A 16,880-nucleotide genomic window follows, 5' to 3' on the forward strand; every position below is an offset into this window, starting at 1 on the left:
CGTCTAAGTGGCACGCCATACGGCTATCGTGATTGTGTCAGCAAAATGCGGGGGACAAAGTTACGAGTTAACTGGCATTCCCAACGCATTTCACCGTTGCATTGCCCTGCGTTTCGGCTGACGCCGCAGGGCGATTTTTGTCATATCCGGATCAGAACTCTTCCCAGTCGTCCGCGCTTTCGACGACCGGCTGAGGCTTGCCCGTGGCGTTGCCTGGCGCGGCCGGTCTTCTGGCTGGCGGCGTGGCCGGTAGACGCTTATCGTTCGGCAATGAAGCGGTCGCCTCGTCTTCGGCCTGCCCATGGCCTGCCAAACGGAACACGGCCACGGCGCGCTCCAGACGGCTGGCCTGCTCTTCCAGGGAAGCCGCTGCCGCCGCCGCCTGCTGAACGAGGGCGGCATTCTGCTGCGTCACTTCGTCCATCTGCGTAATCGCCGTATTGACCTGCCCGATGCCGTCGCTCTGCTCCTGCGACGCTGCGGAAATTTCGTCCATGATGTCGGTGACCCGGCGCACCGCCGCAACCACGTCACGCATCGTCGTGCCAGCCTCCTCGACCAACGTCGAGCCCTGCTGGATCTGTGCAACGGAACCGTCGATCAGCGTCTTGATTTCCTTGGCGGCTGCAGCGGAGCGACTGGCCAGGTTGCGAACCTCGCCGGCGACCACGGCGAAACCGCGCCCTTGCTCACCGGCACGGGCCGCCTCGACGGAGGCGTTCAAGGCCAGGATATTGGTCTGGAAGGCGATGGAGTCGATCACGCCGGTAATATCGGAAATCTTTTTCGAGCTGTCGGAAATGCCATGCATGGTGGTAATGACACGCTCGACGACCTCACCGCCGTGGCCTGCCGTCGAGGACGCATCGTTGGCCAACGTACTCGCCTGGCGGGCGTTGTCGGCATTCTGCTTCACGGTGGCGGTCAGTTGCTCCATGCTGGCGGCCGTCTCCTCGATGGACGCCGCCTGCTGCTCGGTGCGCGATGACAGGTCGGCATTGCCACTGGCGATTTCGCGCGTGCCGATGTGAATCGAGCCGCTACTCTGGCGAACGGTGGCGACGGTCTTGCCCAGGCCCTGCTGCATGTCACGCATGGCGGCAAACAAATTACCGATCTCATTGCGGTACGGCACGACGATCCTGTGAGAAAGATCGGCCTGGGCGATGCGCTCGAGATGATCGCCTGCGGCGCGCAACGGACGTACGACCATGGCCACCAGGCCAAAGCGCACCGCAATCAACATCGCCAGCACCAGGAGAATCATGATCAGGCCGATAGCTTGAAACATGTCGTTGCGCTGCTGGAATTCGGCAAGGCGGGCCTGCCCCAGCTCACCGGCGAAGCGCACGAACTCGGTCATGGCGGTGTTGAGCGGTGAGCGCAATGGCTCGAGCTGCGCTTGAAGCGCTTCGTAACCGGCGTTGTCACCCTCGGCCAACGCCTGGTGTTGTTGGTCAAGCAGCTCGAGAATTCGTGGAAACTGGGTCTCCAGTGGCGTGATGTGCTGTGCAATCTCGACGCTTTCGGGCACGCGCTGAAACGCTGCGTAGCGTTCCTGGGCCCGAGCGAGCAGATCCTCGGCCTCGTCGAGCTCGGCCTGAACCTGCTCGTCACGCCCACGGTCAAGGGCGCGCGATGCAGCTTCCAGGCTAAGGTTGGCCCGTAGCCTCAGCACGTCGGCGCGCGAAATCTCGCTGAGCTGCTCGGCATTGAGCTTATTGAGAGCAGCCATCGACCTTTCGGCCGTTTGGTTGCTGGTATAGGCCAGCCCGGCCAGCACCATAAAGAACACGCCGACACACACCAACACCGAGGTCAGCAAGGTATTGATCGAAATGTTTCCGAGCAGGCGCTTCATCGTTCCATTTCCCTGTCTTGATAAGAATAATGATTTTTTATACGCGCTGGGCACGGCCTGATGCAGCCACCAGATGCATGATCTGACCGGCCATCTGATCCAGATCGACGATTTCGGCGGCGCCGCCCAGCGCCACCGCTTCACGTGGCATGCCGTACACCACGCAGGTAGCCTCGCTCTGCGCCAAGGTCGGCGATCCCGCTTGACGCATGGCCAGCAGGCCTGCCGCCCCGTCCTTGCCCATGCCGGTCAGGATGACCCCGATGGCATTGCGGCCGGCTTGCTGGGCAGCGGAATTGAACAGCACGTCGACCGATGGGCGGTGGCGATTCACCGGCGGACCGTTGTCGAGCTGGGCAATGTAGTTGGCGCCGCTTCTCGCCAGCTTGAGGTGCGCATCGCCGGGTGCAATGTAGGCGTGCCCCGGCAGCACACGCTCGCCATCCTCGGCTTCCTTGACGGTGATACGGCACAGGCGGTTGAGGCGTTCGGCGAACGAGCGCGTGAAACCTCCCGGCATGTGCTGCGTGATCAGGATCGCCGGACTATTGGCAGGCAGCGGCTCCAATACGTTGCGAATGGCTTCGGTGCCCCCCGTCGATGCGCCGATGATGATCAGCTTCTCACTCGATATCAGCGGCGCCTTGATCGCCGGCGGCGGCGGCGTTCCCTCGCGACGTGCGCTACGCGGCCGCGACCGTGCCGCCGCCCGCAACTTGTCGGCGATCATGTTGCTGTAATCCAGCATGCCGCTGCGAATCCCCAACTGCGGCTTGGCGACGAAATCCACTGCTCCCAATTCCAGGGCGCGCAGGGTGATTTCCGACCCGGCCTGGGTCAGCGACGACACCATCAATACCGGCATCGGGCGCAGACGCATCAGGCGCTCGAGGAAATCGAGCCCGTCCATGCGCGGCATTTCCACGTCCAGCGTGAGCACATCGGGATGGGTACGCTTGATCAAATCGCGCGCTACGAGCGGATCGGGGGCTGTCGCCACGACTTCCATATCCGGCTGCGAGTTGATGATTTCGGTCATCAGGTCGCGAATCAGCGCCGAATCGTCGACACATAGCACCTTTATCTTGGATGCACTCAAGAGAGACTCTCCTTTCCATCACACTGCCGTCCGTCGGTAGCGTAAAAGGATATGATGCTCAGACTATCGGCCATGACCCGGTCGACTTGAGGGTGAATTGGCCAGTTCGTAAACCGTCTGGCCGCGTAGACGAAACGCCTGGCTAATGTACGAAAAGTTTTCGGAATGGCCGGCGAAAAGCAGTCCGTCCGGCTTGAGAAAAGGCACGAATCGCTCGAGTATTTTTGCCTGGGTCGCCTTGTCGAAATAGATCATCACGTTGCGACAGAAAATCGCATCGAAGGGCCCTTTGACATCCCATTTTGGCGCCAGCAGATTGAGCGATTGGAACTCGACCATGGCAGCCAACTCGGGACGTATGCGTGCCAACCCTGCACGCGCTCCGCTGCCGCGCAGAAAAAATCGCTTGCGGCGCTCTTCGCTCAGTTTGTCGATTTGATCCATGGGATAGACGGCTGCACGCGCCTTGGCCAAGGCATCGGTATCGATATCGGTCGCCACTACACGTGCATCGCGTGCCCTGGACCCCAGCGTTTCCTGCAGCAGCATGGCGATGGAGTATGGCTCTTCGCCGGTGGACGCAGCCGAGCTCCAGACACGTACCGGCCCGGTACTTTTCGCCACATGATTGGCGAGCAAGGGAAAATGATGCGCTTCCCGAAAGAATGCCGTCAGGTTGGTGGTCAAGGCGTTGGTAAACGCCTCCCACTCCTTGGACTCGGGCTGCCGTTCGAGTCGTGCCAGGTAATCCGCAAAGCGAGTCATGCGATGCTGACGCAGCCGGCGCGCCAAACGGCTATAGACCATCTCGCGCTTGTGCTCCGCCAACACGATGCCGGCCCGCTCGTAGATCAGCTTGCGTACGCGCTCGAAATCGGCATCGGTCATTACAAGGTCGCGTTCCAGGTTGCCGCCTCCCGGGAAGCCGCCATCAGAGGCGATTTCCCGGGTAGCGACACCCTCCATAACGGACCGATGGATCGGTGTGCTCAAAAGGCCTCCCATTCATCCTCACTGGCCGCGTGATGCTTGACCTGTGTCTTCACAGGGGGCGTCGCTGCCGACTCTTCCTGTCTTGACGGAAGCGCACGCCGCGCCTCCGCCGCCTTGAAACGCGTCTCACGGTCGACGCTTTCCTTGCCGCTGCCGCTCAGACGCAACACCGCCATGGCCTGGGCCAGTAGTGCTACCTGCCGATCGAGGCTCTGGGCGGCACGCGCCGAGGTCTGCACCCGTTCGGAATTCTGTTGCGTGACTTCGTCCATCTGGGCAATGGCCTGGTTGACCTGATCGATGCCCTGCGACTGCTCGTCGGACGCCGAGGCGATGTCACCCATGATGTCGTTGACCTTGAGCACCGAGGCCACGACCTGTTCGATCGAAGATTCGGCTTGCTTGACCAGCTCGGCCCCGCCGCCGATCTCCTGGGCGGAGCCATCGATCAGCGCCCGGATCTCTTGCGCGGCATCCGCCGACCGCCCGGCCAGGTTGCGCACTTCACCGGCCACTACGGCAAAACCGCGGCCCTGCTCGCCGGCACGCGCTGCCTCGACCGACGCATTGAGCGCCAGAATGTTGGTCTGGAAGGCGATGGAATCGATGACGCTGACGATTTCGGAAACCTTGCGCGAGCTATCGGTGATGCGATCCATGGTGGTCACGACCTGCCCCATCACCTCGCCGCTCTCGCGTACCGCATTGGCCGCTGCGCTCGACAGGCCACTGGCTTCGCGGGCATTGGCCGCATTCTGCTTCACCGTCGCCGTCATCTGTTCCATGCTCGAGGCGGTTTCCTCCAGCGAGGCGGCCTGCTGCTCGGTACGCGACGAAAGATCCTCGTTGCCCTCGGCGATGTCGCGCGATGCCGGGCGCACCACCGAGACGCTGCGATTGACATCCGCGACGATGCTGCCCAGGCTCTTGCGCATCGCATCCAGGGCGCGCATCAGGCGCCCAAGCTCATCGCCACGGGCGTTGGGCATGGTTGCCCCCAAGTTACCGGAGGCGATCTGCAGCGTGAACTGCATGGACTCCTTTACCGGCCGGCGAATGGCCCGGATGCTGACAATGCCCATCACGATGAGCAGCACCAGGCCGGCCAGCAAGAGCCCCGACTGGATCATGAGCATCTGCCGCTTGTCGCGGATCGCTTCGCTCGCCAGCAGCTGGGCAGCCTCCTGTTTGCTGGCCACCAAGTCGTTGATCACCTCGCCCAGGCGGTCGCCTTCCGGTCCCAGCACGTCCTTGAAAGCCACGAAGCCTTGATAGAAGTCGCCATCCACCAGGCTCGTCACCACGGCCTTAAGGCCATTGTCGAGATAACTGGCCAAGCCTGCGTCGAACGTTTCGGCCGCCTCGGTGTGGTTGCTTTCACGCGCCATGTACTCGCCCCACAACCGGCCGAGATCGGCCACGATCGCATCGACCTCGGCTTGCATGGCGTCCATGTCGCCCGACATGGGATTACTGACCGGACCTGATACGGCGTCGCGCCCCTGCGTCATCAACTGGTCGATACGCTGCAGGCGCGCCACATCCATCAAACCGTTGCGATTGAGCGATTCCAGGCGCTCTCCCGCAGTATCCAGGCCATACATGCCCAGACCACCGCTCACGCCCAACAGCACCAGGGCCAGCGCGATCATGGTGGCCATGCGCCCCTGAAGCGAGCGAAACTGCAATCGCCCCAGCCAGCCCAGGAATCCGCCGCGCTGAATGTGCCCCTTGTCCAGACGTACGCCACGCAACTTGCCGTCGCGAATCTGGGCGTAAACCCGTTCGGCGCGTTCACACTCCTCCGCAGCCGCCTTGACCCGTACGGAGGCATATCCCTGAGTTTCACCATTCTCGAGAATCGGCGTCACGCTGGCGCGCACCCAGTAGTGATCGCCGTTCTTGCGCCGGTTCTTGACCAGGCCTTCCCAGGACTCCCCCGCCTCGATGGTTTGCCAGAGGTTGGCGAAAGCGGCCTCCGGCATGTCGGGATGGCGCACAATGCTGTGCGGAGCGCCAACCAGCTCTTCGAGGGTATAACCGCTTACCTCGACGAAGGCCGGGTTGGCATAGGTGATTCGCCCCTTGAGGTCGGTTCGCGAGATCAGGTAGTGCTCGTCGTCCAGTCGGTACTCGCGTTGGGTGACCTGCTGATGATTGCGCATATCGATATCCTTGCTGCTGGTAGTTACCAGGCGTGCTGTTGTTATTGTTTGCGTAACGGTGAAAGCGTCAGAACTCTTCCCACTCCTGCTCGGCGGGTTGAGGTGCACGCGCTCCGGACAGCCTGCGGGAGGCTTCATCGTTCCTCTCCGTCACGCTATGGGTCGCACTGCGTGCTGCCGGGGCAGGCAGGGATTCATGATCCACCTCGGCCTGTTGGGCCAGACGGAACAACGCCACGGCTTCGCTCAGCGCCGCGGCCTCGCGCTCGAGCGCAGTGGCGGCAGACGCGGCCTCCTGAACCAGGCTGGCGTTCTGCTGGGTGACCTGATCCATCTGGGTGATGGCCTGATTCACCTGGCCGATGCCGTTACTCTGCTCTTGGGAAGCGGACGCAATCTCGTCCATGATGTCGTTGACACGCTGTACCGAGGCGACGATATCGCCCATGGTGCTGCCGGCCTGGTCGACCAGCTTGGACCCGGTATCGACACGCTCGACAGAGGCTTCGATCAGACCACGAATCTCCTTGGCAGCGTCGGCCGAACGCCCGGCGAGGTTACGCACTTCGCCGGCAACGACCGCAAAACCCCGGCCCTGTTCGCCGGCTCGTGCCGCCTCGACCGAGGCGTTGAGCGCCAGGATGTTGGTCTGGAAAGCGATGGAATCGATGACATCGATGATATCGACGACTTTATGCGAGCTGGCGCTGATGTCGCGCATGGTATCGACGACCTGACCGACCACCTCGCCACCGCGCACGGCGGTTTGGGATGCGCTCTGGGCCAACTGGCTGGCCTGACGGGCATTGTCGGCATTCTGGCCGACGGTGGAAGTCAGCTGCTCCATACTGGACGCGGTTTCTTCCAGCGACGCTGCCTGCTGCTCGGTGCGTGACGAAAGATCGGTGTTGCCTTGGGCGATGTTACGCGAACCGGAATGGATGCTCTGGCTGCTGCGACGCACCTTGCCCACCGTCCGCGACAAGCCCTCCTGCATACGCGCCAGCGCAGAGAACAGCTTGCCGATCTCGTTGTTGCCGCGCTGTTCGATGCTCGCCGACAGGTCGCCTTCGGCCATGCGCTCGAAATGCTCTACGACGCGCCCCAGCGGACGAATGACGTTGACGGTGATGCCCCATAGCACGACCAGAATCATGACAATGGAAATCACCACGGCGGCGCCGATGGCGATTTCCAATGCCAACGCCGTATCCTGGAACGTATCGTACAGCTGGCGTCCGTCACTTGCCGCTGCATTGAAAAACTCAACGGCACTGGCATAGAAAGCGTCATTGAGGGCCTGGGCGGTTGCCGCATTCTCGCTGAAGGTGAACAGATCCAGATCCTGCAATGCGGCGATTTGCGGCGCCAGCGCCCCATCGACCACGGCAGTGAAATCCTGCTCCACCTCAGCGATCAGCGCCTCGTGACTGGGCTGGGCCGGGATCGCCTTGAACTGGGCAAACGTGGCGCGCAGCTCGTCGAGCATGTCAGGCAGCGCTTCCATCTGCGATTCCTGATTGCCCCAGCCGGCGCCATTCAACTTGGCGTATTCGCTCTGAATCACCAGTCTCAGATTGAGCAACTGACTGTTGGCCCGATTCAGCGTGGACTGTTGCTCGACATTGACCTTGTTGAGCGTGCCCAGGGCATCCTGGCTGTACATCACGGCATAGCCACCCAACCCACTCACACTGAATACCAGCACCGTGAACACCGCCAGCACCATCAACCAACTGGCCTTTACGGTCATGTTATCGATCAGCTTCATAAGATCCCTGCGTCTTATCGAATGTAAGGCGACTCCCCGAGCCGCCACCCGCTCCAGGTGCGCTGCCCCTTGCCGCCATGTTCATGCACGGTCTTGTAATTGCCCCGGCCAGATGGAAGCGACCGGAAACCAACAGACGTTACGGTGGACTCGCGAGAGGAATACGTACCGACAGGACGTTGCCCGATGGTCCCAACCGTCGAAAGGACTATCGGCAGATACGGAAAAGACTTGATAGTGAAAGATTTAGCAGGGGAAATAGCGCGGAACGCCGCCCCTGCCCAGACCATGGTCAGGGGCGGCGTCAACCGGCAAGGGCGAAGCTGGGTGCGCGCCAGTCAGGCGCTTTCGTGAGTCAACGCCTTGGGCGCAGGAGCGACGCCTGGCTGAGAACGGCCGGCCAGCTTGAACCAGGCCACGGTGTCTCTGAGTTGGCGCGCCTGCTCTTCCAGCGAGCTGGACGTCACGCCAGCCTCCTGGACCAAGCTGGCATTTTGCTGCGTCACCTGGTCCATCTGGCCGACGGCGAGGCCCACCTGCTCGATGCCGGCACTCTGCTCCTGTGATGCCGAGGCGATCTCGCGCATGAGCTCGGACATGCGCGCGACAGAAGCGACGACGTCGCTAATCGTTTCGCCGGTCTGGTCCACCAGGCCCGCCCCAGCCTCGACCTGTTCGTTCGAGGCTTGAATCATTGACCGAATCTCGCGGGCCGCTTCGGCACTGCGACTAGCCAACGTACGTACCTCGCCGGCGACAACGGCAAAACCGCGACCCTGCTCGCCGGCACGCGCCGCCTCGACCGAAGCGTTCAACGCCAGAATATTGGTCTGGAAGGCGATCGAGTCGATGACCCCTATCACCTCATTGACGCGCTGGGTACTTTCGGAAATGCCACGCATGGTGGTCACCACCTCGCCCATCATCGTGCCACCCTGGCGCGCCGTGCCACTGGTCTCGTCGGCTATCGCACTGGCTTGATGAGCATTGTCGGCGTTCTGGCGCACGGTCTGCGTCAGCTCTTCCATGCTCGATGCCGTCTCCTCAATGGAGGCGGCCTGTTGCTCGGTGCGCGCCGACAGATCCTGATTGCCTGCCGCAATCCGGCTAGCGCCGACATCGATGTACTCCGCCGCCTGGCGTACCTGCCTCAAGGAGTCGGACAAACGTTGACGCATGCCTTCGATGGCGGCCAGCAGGCTGGTCGTGTCACCGGTCTTCAACTGCAACGGGCGGGTCAGGTCCCCGCTTGCAATCCGCTGGACGACATCGCGGGCATGGCGCGGATCGCCGCCCAGGCTTTTCAGGACACCACGGATGATCCAGAACATGGCAGCAGTCAACGTGGCTCCCACCACCAGCAGGATCACGCCCAAGCCAAGCAGGCTGCGCCAGAACGCCGCCTGGATATCGTTCAGATACACCCCCGTGGCCAATTGCCAGTCCCATGCCGGAATGCGACGCACATAACTCAGTTTGGGCTCCTGAGCGTTCCCCTCGGTGTTTCTCGACATGTAATCGACGAAACCTCCACCCGCGGTTTGCGCAACCTGCGTCAGTTCACGATAGAGGTACTTGCCGTTATCGTCCTGAAAGGACGACATGTCACTGCCCGGCTCGCGACGCGGATGGTAGACGATACCCTGTTGACTATCGAAGACGAAAATGTACCCGCCATCCCCGAAACTCAGCGTTGCCAGCCCCTCGATGGCACGCTTCTTGGCTTCTTCCTGCGTAAGCTCACCACGACCTGCACGGTCGACGAAATCACTGACCATGGCGTGAGCGCTGTTGATGAAAAGCTGCAGACTGCGTTTACGCTCCTCAAGCATCGTTTCACGCTTATCGAAAGCGGACCATCCCACAATCAGCATCATTCCGATCCACATAAGAACCAGAATTGCCCATAACTTTTTACTCATTGTCCAAGATTGCATAGGAGTACCCTACTAGACACCAGAAAACGCCAAGCGATGACGCCAGACAACTATATTGTCGGCCTAGGTCAACACAGGAGTAGCGTCCTGATGCGCACCCTAGGACAACGCCAAAATGAATGCTTATCGGCTGGCACCAAAAAGCATGCGCCGATTGGCGCATGCTTAAAGCCTATAAAAAGGTCAGATTAAAACTCTTCCCACTCTTCCTTTGCTTCGACCGTGGCAAGACTGGCCGTTTTCTTTACCTTGGAACCGGAGGGCAGCGCACCAGTCGGTGCCTGTCGACGCGCGTCGGCAGCCTTGAAGCGGGTTTCACGATCGACCGTTTCCTTGCCCTGGCCGCGCAGACGCAGCACGGCAACGGAATTCGACAGCAACGCAACCTGCTGCGTCAGATCGCTGGCGGCACGTGCCGAGGTCTGAACGCGCTCGGCGTTCTGCTGCGTCACTTCGTCCATCTGGGCAATGGCCTGATTGATCTGCTCGATGCCGCGCGTCTGTTCATCGGAAGCCGAAGCGATCTCGCCCATGATGTCGTTGACCTTGAGTACCGAGGCTACGACCTGCTCGATAGAGGATTCCGCCTTCTTGACCAGATCGGCCCCACCGTCGATTTCCTTGGCGGAACCATCGATCAGGGCGCGAATCTCACGTGCGGCATCCGCAGAGCGGCCGGCCAGATTACGTACCTCGCCGGCGACGACGGCAAAGCCGCGTCCCTGCTCACCGGCCCGGGCGGCTTCGACCGAGGCGTTGAGCGCCAGGATATTGGTCTGGAAGGCAATCGAGTCGATGACCCCGATGATCTCGGAGACCTTGCGCGAGCTTTCGGTGATGCGATCCATGGTCGTGACGACCTGCCCCATGACCTCCCCGCTTTCGCGCACGGCCCCCGCCGCGGTGCTGGCCAGGCCGCTGGCTTCGCGTGCATTGGCCGCGTTCTGCTTCACGGTCGCCGTCATCTCTTCCATGCTCGAGGCGGTTTCCTCCAACGAGGCGGCCTGCTGCTCGGTGCGTGACGACAGATCCTCGTTGCCTGCAGCGATATCGCGCGACGCCGGACGCACCACGCTCACACTATGATTGACGTCCACCACGATACTGCCAAGACTCTTGCGCATGGTGTCCAGGCTGCGCATGAGTTGTCCCAGTTCATCGTTACGCTGGCTGGGCATGCTGGCGCCCAAGTTACCCGCCGCGATTTGCCGGGTGAAGGCCACCGACTCATCGACCGGACGCAGAATGGCGCGGATGATGACCAGTCCCATGAGGATCAGCAGCGTCAATCCTGCCAGCAACAGGCCTACCTGAAAAAACCACATCTGCTGCTCTTCGGCAGCGGCCTGTTCGGCCAGCATACGTGCCTGGGCCTGCTTCTCCGCGATCAGCTTGTTGACTTCCTGCGAGATGGCATCGCCTTCCGTCTGCAGTTCGCCAATGCTCTCCTGCAGCGTCATGAATGCCTTGAAGGCATCCTCGCTGCGCAACACTTCGACCGTAGCCTGGAGCCCCTCGTCAAGATAATGCGCCAATTGCTCGCCGAATTCAGTGATGAGTTCCGACTGGTTTCCGGGGCGATCGAACTCACCCCAGACCGTAGAAATCCGCTCGTTCAAGCCTTCCAATTCATCGGCACGTTCGCTGCCAGTATCAAGCAGTTCCAACCGCTCGCGACGGGATAGCGTCTGATGACTCTGCGTTACCCACTGGTCGAGCTTTTGCAACCGCGCCACGTCTTCGAGGCCGTCCTGGCTCAAGCGAGTGAAACGTTGCCCGGCCTCCTCGAGGGCGTATAACCCCATCCCTCCGCTCGCTACCAGCAGTACCGCGGCCAGGCCGATAAGCGTGACCAGGCGAGCCCGCATCGAACGCAGGTTGACGCGTCCCACCCGGGCCAGTAAACCGCGCTGCAGCAGCTGGCCGCGTTTCAGCGTCAACCGCTTACCCTTACCTTCACGCATCAGCGCATAGGCTTGCTCGGCCTGTTGGCAGGCTTCCGCCGTCGCCTTGACGCGCACCGATGCATAGCCCTGGATTTCGCCGCCTTCGAGGATCGGGGTGACACTGGCATGCACCCAGTAGTGATCGCCGTTCTTGCGGCGATTCTTGACCAATCCTTCCCAGGACTTGCCAGCCTCGACGGTTTGCCAAAGATCGGCAAAAGCCGCTTCCGGCATATCCGGGTGCCGGACGATACTGTGCGGCGCTCCGACAAGCTCTTCATGAGAAAAGCCACTGACCTCGATAAAGGCCGGATTGACGTAAGTGATTCGGCCTTTCAGGTCGGTACGGGAGATTAGATAACTGTCGTCTTCGATCACGTATTCTCGGTGCGTGACCGGCTGATTGTTCTGCATGGCACTTCCCCTGTTCTTGTTCCCAAGGCCCATGGCCTCGCTGCTTCTTGTTATGATCTGGTCTGTATTCGACGCACCCCGCCGGCGATACTCGGCCGCGCGGGGCGAATCGAACGTCTCGAACCCAGTTACTTGGCCGTGCGGTCGACCAGCGCCATTTCTTCACTGGTCAGCAATTTGTCGATATCGACCAGCACCAGCATCCGGTCGTCCAGGCTGCCCAGGCCGCTCAGGTAGTCGGAAGACAGTGCCACGCCGAATTCCGGCGCCGGCTTGATCTGATCGGGCGACAGGGTCATGACGTCGGAAACGCCATCCACCACAATGCCTACCACGCGCTCGGCGACATTGACCACGATCACCACGGTCTGGCCACCGTACTCGACCTTGTCGAGGTGGAATTTGATACGCAGATCGACGATCGGCACGATCACGCCGCGCAGATTGGTCACGCCTTTGATGAAGTCGGGCGCGTTGGCGATGCGCGTGACGTTCTCGTAACCGCGAATCTCCTGCACCTTGAGGATATCGACGGCATATTCTTCTTCACCCAGCGAGAAGACGAGAAACTCGCTGCTCTGGGTGTCGATGGCAGCGGCGCTGACCTGCTGCAACTGGTTGTTGGCCTGAGAAACGGCGGTCATGACGGAAGTACCTCCTGAACGAGCTGGGGCTGATGGTCGTTGTTACGGCGCGGCGCCTTACGCCGGCTGAGGCGATGCAGGTCGGCGATATCCAGGATCAGCGCGACACTGCCATCGCCGAGAATGGTCGCCGCGGAAATCCCCGGCACCTTGCGATAGTTGGTTTCAAGATTCTTGACGACGACCTGCTGCTGCCCGACGAGATCGTCGACCACCAGCGCATAGCGCCGGCCTTCGCCCTGCACGATGACCACGATGCACTCGGTGAGCTTGGTACGCGCGTTCTGCACGTCCAGCACCTGGTGGAGCGCGATCACCGGCAAGTACTCATCGCGTACCTTGAGCAGCAGGTCGTTACCGGCCATCGAGTACAGATCGTCTTCGTTGGGCTGCAGCGACTCGAGAACGGCACCCAGCGGCAGTATGAAGACCTCATCGCCCACCTTGATCGACATGCCATCGAGAATCGCCAGGGTCAGCGGCAACACGATACGTGTCGTCGTGCCCTGACCTTCGCGAGAGACGATCTCGACATGGCCGCCCATCGACTGGATGTTACGTTTGACCACATCCATTCCGACGCCACGGCCGGACACGTCGCTGACCTTTTCCGCCGTGGAGAAGCCAGGCGCGAAGATCAATTGCCACACTTCGTCGTCGCTCATGCTGTCCGATACGGCCAGACCGTTGGACTCGGCCTTGGCCAGCAGCTTCTTGCGGTTCAGCCCGGCCCCATCATCGATGACCTCGATCAGGATGTTGCCGCCCTGATGCTGAGCGGACAGCGTGAGCTTGCCGGTACGCGGCTTGCCGGCGGCTTCGCGCTTGTCGGGCGACTCGATGCCATGGTCGAGGCTGTTGCGGACCAAGTGGGTCAACGGGTCGATGATGCGTTCGATCAGGCTCTTGTCGAGCTCGGTGGACTTGCCTTCGGTGACGAGTTCCACGTCCTTGTCGAGCTTGGCGGCCAGATCCCGAACCAGGCGCGGGAAACGGCTGAACACGTAATCCATCGGCATCATGCGGATCGACATGACCGCTTCCTGCAGGTCGCGGGCATTGCGCTGCAACAGGTTCAGGCCATTATGCAGGGCGCTGTGGGTCACGCCGTCGAACTCGCTGGCCGTCTGATCGAGCATCGACTGGGTGATGATCAGCTCACCGACAAGGTTGATGATCTGATCGACCTTGTCGACCGGCACACGCAGCGAGGACTCTCCACCTGCCTTGTTCTTTGTCCCCTGCGCCTTGGCAGGCGGCTTGGCGGGTTTGTCGGCAGCCGACTTGGCTTGCTCGGCAGGCGCTGGTGCCGTTGAAACGGCCTGCTTTTCGGCTGGCGGCGGCGTTTCTTCCTTCTTGGCGGCAACTGGCGCTGTCTTGGCAGCGGCAGGCTCCGTTGTAGCAGGTGGCGCACCGACGCTGCTTATCTGGATCTGCTCGGGCTCGATGACGAAACACATCACCGCCTCGATGTCATCGGTACTCACACCGGATTCGAGGATCACCTCGTAGCGCTTGGCATCGCCTCGCTGGTCGAGAATTTTTCCCAGCTGGCCCAGCTCTTCCACGAGCAGGCTGCGATCCTTGTCGTTGACATCGAGCAGCGCGACACACAACGCCCCTTCGCCGGCTTCGCCATCGGCGCTTGCGGTGTCTTCTTCGCGGACGGGCTCGGGTTCGGGCTCCGGCTCTGGCTTCGCGGCGGCAGGCGCGCTGGACGCAGCGGCACCCTCGCCCCCCATCGACTTGCCCAACTCATCCAGCGCCAGTTGCTTGAGGATCGCGCAGATACGCTCAAAGGCTTCCGGGTCGGGCTCGGCACTATTGCGATAGGCGTCCAGTTGGTCGTGCAACATATCCTTGGCTTCCAAAAAGGTGTCGACGATGTCGCGGCGCAGCGTCAGTTCCCCCCTACGGGTGTGATCGAGGAGGTTTTCGAGAATGTGGGTGGTTTCCTGCAGCACGAGGAAACCAAAGGTCCCTGCGCCACCCTTGATGGAATGCGCGGCACGGAAGATCGCATTGAGCTGCTCCGGATCCGGGTCATCGACGTCCAGCTCGAGCAGGTGGCGCTCCATGTCGCCCAGGAGCTCCTCCGCCTCCTCGAAGAAGGTTTCATAGAATTCAGTAATGTCCATGCTCTAATCCACTCAAGTCTCAAGGGGCATTGAACGCATCATTGAGCGACTCCAATGCCATATTGGGTGCCACTACAGCCGACTCTTCCGGCACATTCGCGCCGGCAGGAGGCGCAATCTTCGGCGGTGCTTCCGACCAGGTTTGCACGCTCTGCTCGGTGATCGACTGTGCAGCGCGTTTATCGAGGACGAGAATGCTGATCCGCCGGTTGGCGGCATCGCTGCCATCGACTTCCGCAAGGGGGACGCGCGCGCCCATGCCGGCGACGCGCAGCAACTTCTCGGCATCGAGCCCACCGGCCACCAGCTCGCGACGCGATGCATTGGCACGATCCGCCGACAATTCCCAGTTGCTATAACCCTTCTCACCATTGACGTAAGGCAGGCTATCGGTATGTCCACTCAGGCTGATGCGGTTGGGCAACTCGTTCAGCACGGGGGCAATGGCGTGCAGGATGTCGTGCATATAGGGTGCGACGCGGTCACTGCCCAACTCGAACATAGGGCGCCTTTCCGAATCGACGATCTGGATTCGCAGGCCTTCAGGCGTCATTGCCATACGCAACTGCGAACGCAACTCCCTCAGGTTCGGCTTGCTCTCGATCACCGACTCGATACGCTTTTCGAGATTGATCAAGCGACGCTGCTCATCGCTGGGACGCGTTTCCTGACGACGATCGACACGCATCTGTTCGCCATCCACATGCGCCGGATCGGGCCCGCCGCCAGGAATGGCACTGGTACTGGCGGTGTTCTTGTCCCCGCCTGCCATGGCGACCGGCAGCGGCGTGCGGAAATATTCCGAGATGCTCTTGAGTTCTGCCGGCGAGGCCGTCGACAGCAACCACAGCACGAGGAACAGGGCCATTAGTGCAGTCATGAAGTCGGCATAGGCGATCTTCCACGCCCCGCCGTGATGGCCGCCCTTAACCGACTTCTTGCGCTTGATGACGATGGGTCGATGGGCGCCGCTCATGGTCCGCCCACCGAGCTCTTGGAGTTGCGCACATGGTCTTCCAACTCATTGAACGTGGGCCGTTCGGCGGTATACAGCGCCTTGCGACCGAACTCCACGGCCAACTGCGGCGCATAACCGTTGAGGCTGGCCATGAGTGTGACGCGAATGCAGTGCAGCATCTTGACCGCCTCGGCGATCTGCTGATGAATGCGTGCCGCAAGAGGGTTGACGAAACCGTAGGCCAGCAGGATGCCCAGGAACGTTCCCACCAGGGCGTGGGCGATCAGGATGCCCATTTCGGCAGCGCCCTGGTCCGCCGAGCCCAGGGCATGGACCACCCCCATGACGGCGGCGACGATACCGAACGCGGGCAGTCCGTCACCGACGGTCTGCAGGGCATGGGCCGGCACTTCCGCCTCGTGCTGGAAGGTTTCGATCTCGTGCTCCATCAATGCATCGATCTCGAACGGGTCCATGTTGCCGCTGACCATCAGGCGTAGGTAGTCGGTCAGAAACGCCATGACCATGGGGTCGGCCAATAGCTTGGGATAATCGGCGAAAATGGCACTGTTCTGGGGGTCGTCGATGTCTCGCTCGATGCCCAGCATGCCGTCGCGACGCGCCTTGGTAAGCAACTTGTACTGCAGCGCCATCAGCTCCATGTACATGAGCTTGTTGTACTTGGCTGTCCGCTTGAGCTTGGAGAAGGTACGAAACGTCGCCTTGATCGCCTTGCCGTTGTTCGATGCCACGAAGGCACCGACCGCAGCACCCCCGATCATGACCAGTTCGGCGGGCTGATACAGGGCGCCCAGATGGCCGCCCACCATCAAGTAACCGCCGAAGACCGACGCGATAACAATTAAATAGCCGATGGGGATTAACACGCGGACACGTCCTCGTCTTGCAGAATGAGTTACTTAATGCTGTTATCGGCAACGTCACGACGAGCTT

General features: G+C 61.2%; 11 protein-coding genes. All 11 read right to left on the bottom strand.

The genetic code is table 11. The annotated features are described in order from the left end of the window. Positions 1-151: 151 nt before the first annotated feature. The gene (locus tag MHM84_RS21415; RefSeq protein WP_275445644.1) at positions 152-1,861 is read right to left on the bottom strand and encodes a methyl-accepting chemotaxis protein; all 1,710 of its coding nucleotides are present in this window, start codon (positions 1,859-1,861) and stop codon (positions 152-154) included. A gap of 37 nt (positions 1,862-1,898) precedes the next feature. Further along, positions 1,899-2,960, bottom strand: a complete 1,062-nt coding sequence (locus MHM84_RS02265; RefSeq protein ID WP_275445645.1) for a chemotaxis response regulator protein-glutamate methylesterase — start codon at positions 2,958-2,960, stop codon at positions 1,899-1,901. A 63-nt stretch (positions 2,961-3,023) separates the two neighbouring features. Continuing rightward, positions 3,024-3,926: a CheR family methyltransferase gene (locus MHM84_RS02270; RefSeq protein ID WP_239263795.1), complete on the bottom strand. Its 903-nt coding sequence runs from the start codon at positions 3,924-3,926 to the stop codon at positions 3,024-3,026. A gap of 23 nt (positions 3,927-3,949) precedes the next feature. Then, positions 3,950-6,118 carry a methyl-accepting chemotaxis protein gene (locus MHM84_RS02275; protein WP_239262003.1) on the bottom strand — a complete coding sequence of 723 codons (2,169 nt, stop codon included), beginning with the start codon at positions 6,116-6,118 and terminating at the stop codon, positions 3,950-3,952. 67 nt (positions 6,119-6,185) lie between these two features. After that, positions 6,186-7,889, bottom strand: a complete 1,704-nt coding sequence (locus tag MHM84_RS02280; protein ID WP_239262005.1) for a methyl-accepting chemotaxis protein — start codon at positions 7,887-7,889, stop codon at positions 6,186-6,188. 338 nt (positions 7,890-8,227) lie between these two features. Continuing rightward, positions 8,228-9,721, bottom strand: a complete 1,494-nt coding sequence (locus MHM84_RS02285) for a methyl-accepting chemotaxis protein (protein ID WP_239262008.1) — start codon at positions 9,719-9,721, stop codon at positions 8,228-8,230. A gap of 293 nt (positions 9,722-10,014) precedes the next feature. After that, positions 10,015-12,186 (bottom strand): PAS domain-containing methyl-accepting chemotaxis protein, encoded by a 2,172-nt coding sequence (locus MHM84_RS02290; RefSeq protein ID WP_239262010.1) that lies wholly within the window; start codon positions 12,184-12,186, stop codon positions 10,015-10,017. A gap of 128 nt (positions 12,187-12,314) precedes the next feature. Further along, complete coding sequence (gene cheW / locus MHM84_RS02295; RefSeq protein WP_239262012.1) at positions 12,315-12,830, bottom strand: chemotaxis protein CheW; 516 nt, start codon at positions 12,828-12,830, stop codon at positions 12,315-12,317. Continuing rightward, a complete protein-coding gene (gene cheA, locus MHM84_RS02300) occupies positions 12,827-14,968 on the bottom strand; it encodes a chemotaxis protein CheA (protein ID WP_239262014.1) in 2,142 nt (713 codons plus the stop codon). Before cheA ends, cheW begins: the two co-directional genes overlap by 4 nt. Before the next feature lie 19 nt (positions 14,969-14,987). Beyond that, the gene (gene motB, locus MHM84_RS02305) at positions 14,988-15,944 is read right to left on the bottom strand and encodes a flagellar motor protein MotB (protein ID WP_239262016.1); all 957 of its coding nucleotides are present in this window, start codon (positions 15,942-15,944) and stop codon (positions 14,988-14,990) included. After that, positions 15,941-16,813, bottom strand: coding sequence for a flagellar motor stator protein MotA (motA, locus tag MHM84_RS02310; RefSeq protein WP_239262018.1), 873 nt, complete (start codon positions 16,811-16,813; stop codon positions 15,941-15,943). Before motA ends, motB begins: the two co-directional genes overlap by 4 nt. Positions 16,814-16,880 lie beyond the last annotated feature (67 nt).

This window comes from Halomonas sp. McH1-25 (assembly GCF_022348165.1).
Classification (GTDB): domain Bacteria; phylum Pseudomonadota; class Gammaproteobacteria; order Pseudomonadales; family Halomonadaceae; genus Modicisalibacter.

Coding starts and splice junctions, on each gene's coding strand:
- MHM84_RS21415 (WP_275445644.1), bottom strand. CDS start 1,861: ATGAAGCGCCTGCTCGGAAACATTTCGATCAATACCTTGCTGACCTCG.
- MHM84_RS02270 (WP_239263795.1), bottom strand. CDS start 3,926: ATGGAGGGTGTCGCTACCCGGGAAATCGCCTCTGATGGCGGCTTCCCG.
- MHM84_RS02275 (WP_239262003.1), bottom strand. CDS start 6,118: ATGCGCAATCATCAGCAGGTCACCCAACGCGAGTACCGACTGGACGAC.
- MHM84_RS02280 (WP_239262005.1), bottom strand. CDS start 7,889: ATGAAGCTGATCGATAACATGACCGTAAAGGCCAGTTGGTTGATGGTG.
- MHM84_RS02285 (WP_239262008.1), bottom strand. CDS start 9,721: ATGCTTGAGGAGCGTAAACGCAGTCTGCAGCTTTTCATCAACAGCGCT.
- MHM84_RS02290 (WP_239262010.1), bottom strand. CDS start 12,186: ATGCAGAACAATCAGCCGGTCACGCACCGAGAATACGTGATCGAAGAC.
- cheW (WP_239262012.1), bottom strand. CDS start 12,830: ATGACCGCCGTTTCTCAGGCCAACAACCAGTTGCAGCAGGTCAGCGCC.
- cheA (WP_239262014.1), bottom strand. CDS start 14,968: ATGGACATTACTGAATTCTATGAAACCTTCTTCGAGGAGGCGGAGGAG.
- motB (WP_239262016.1), bottom strand. CDS start 15,944: ATGAGCGGCGCCCATCGACCCATCGTCATCAAGCGCAAGAAGTCGGTT.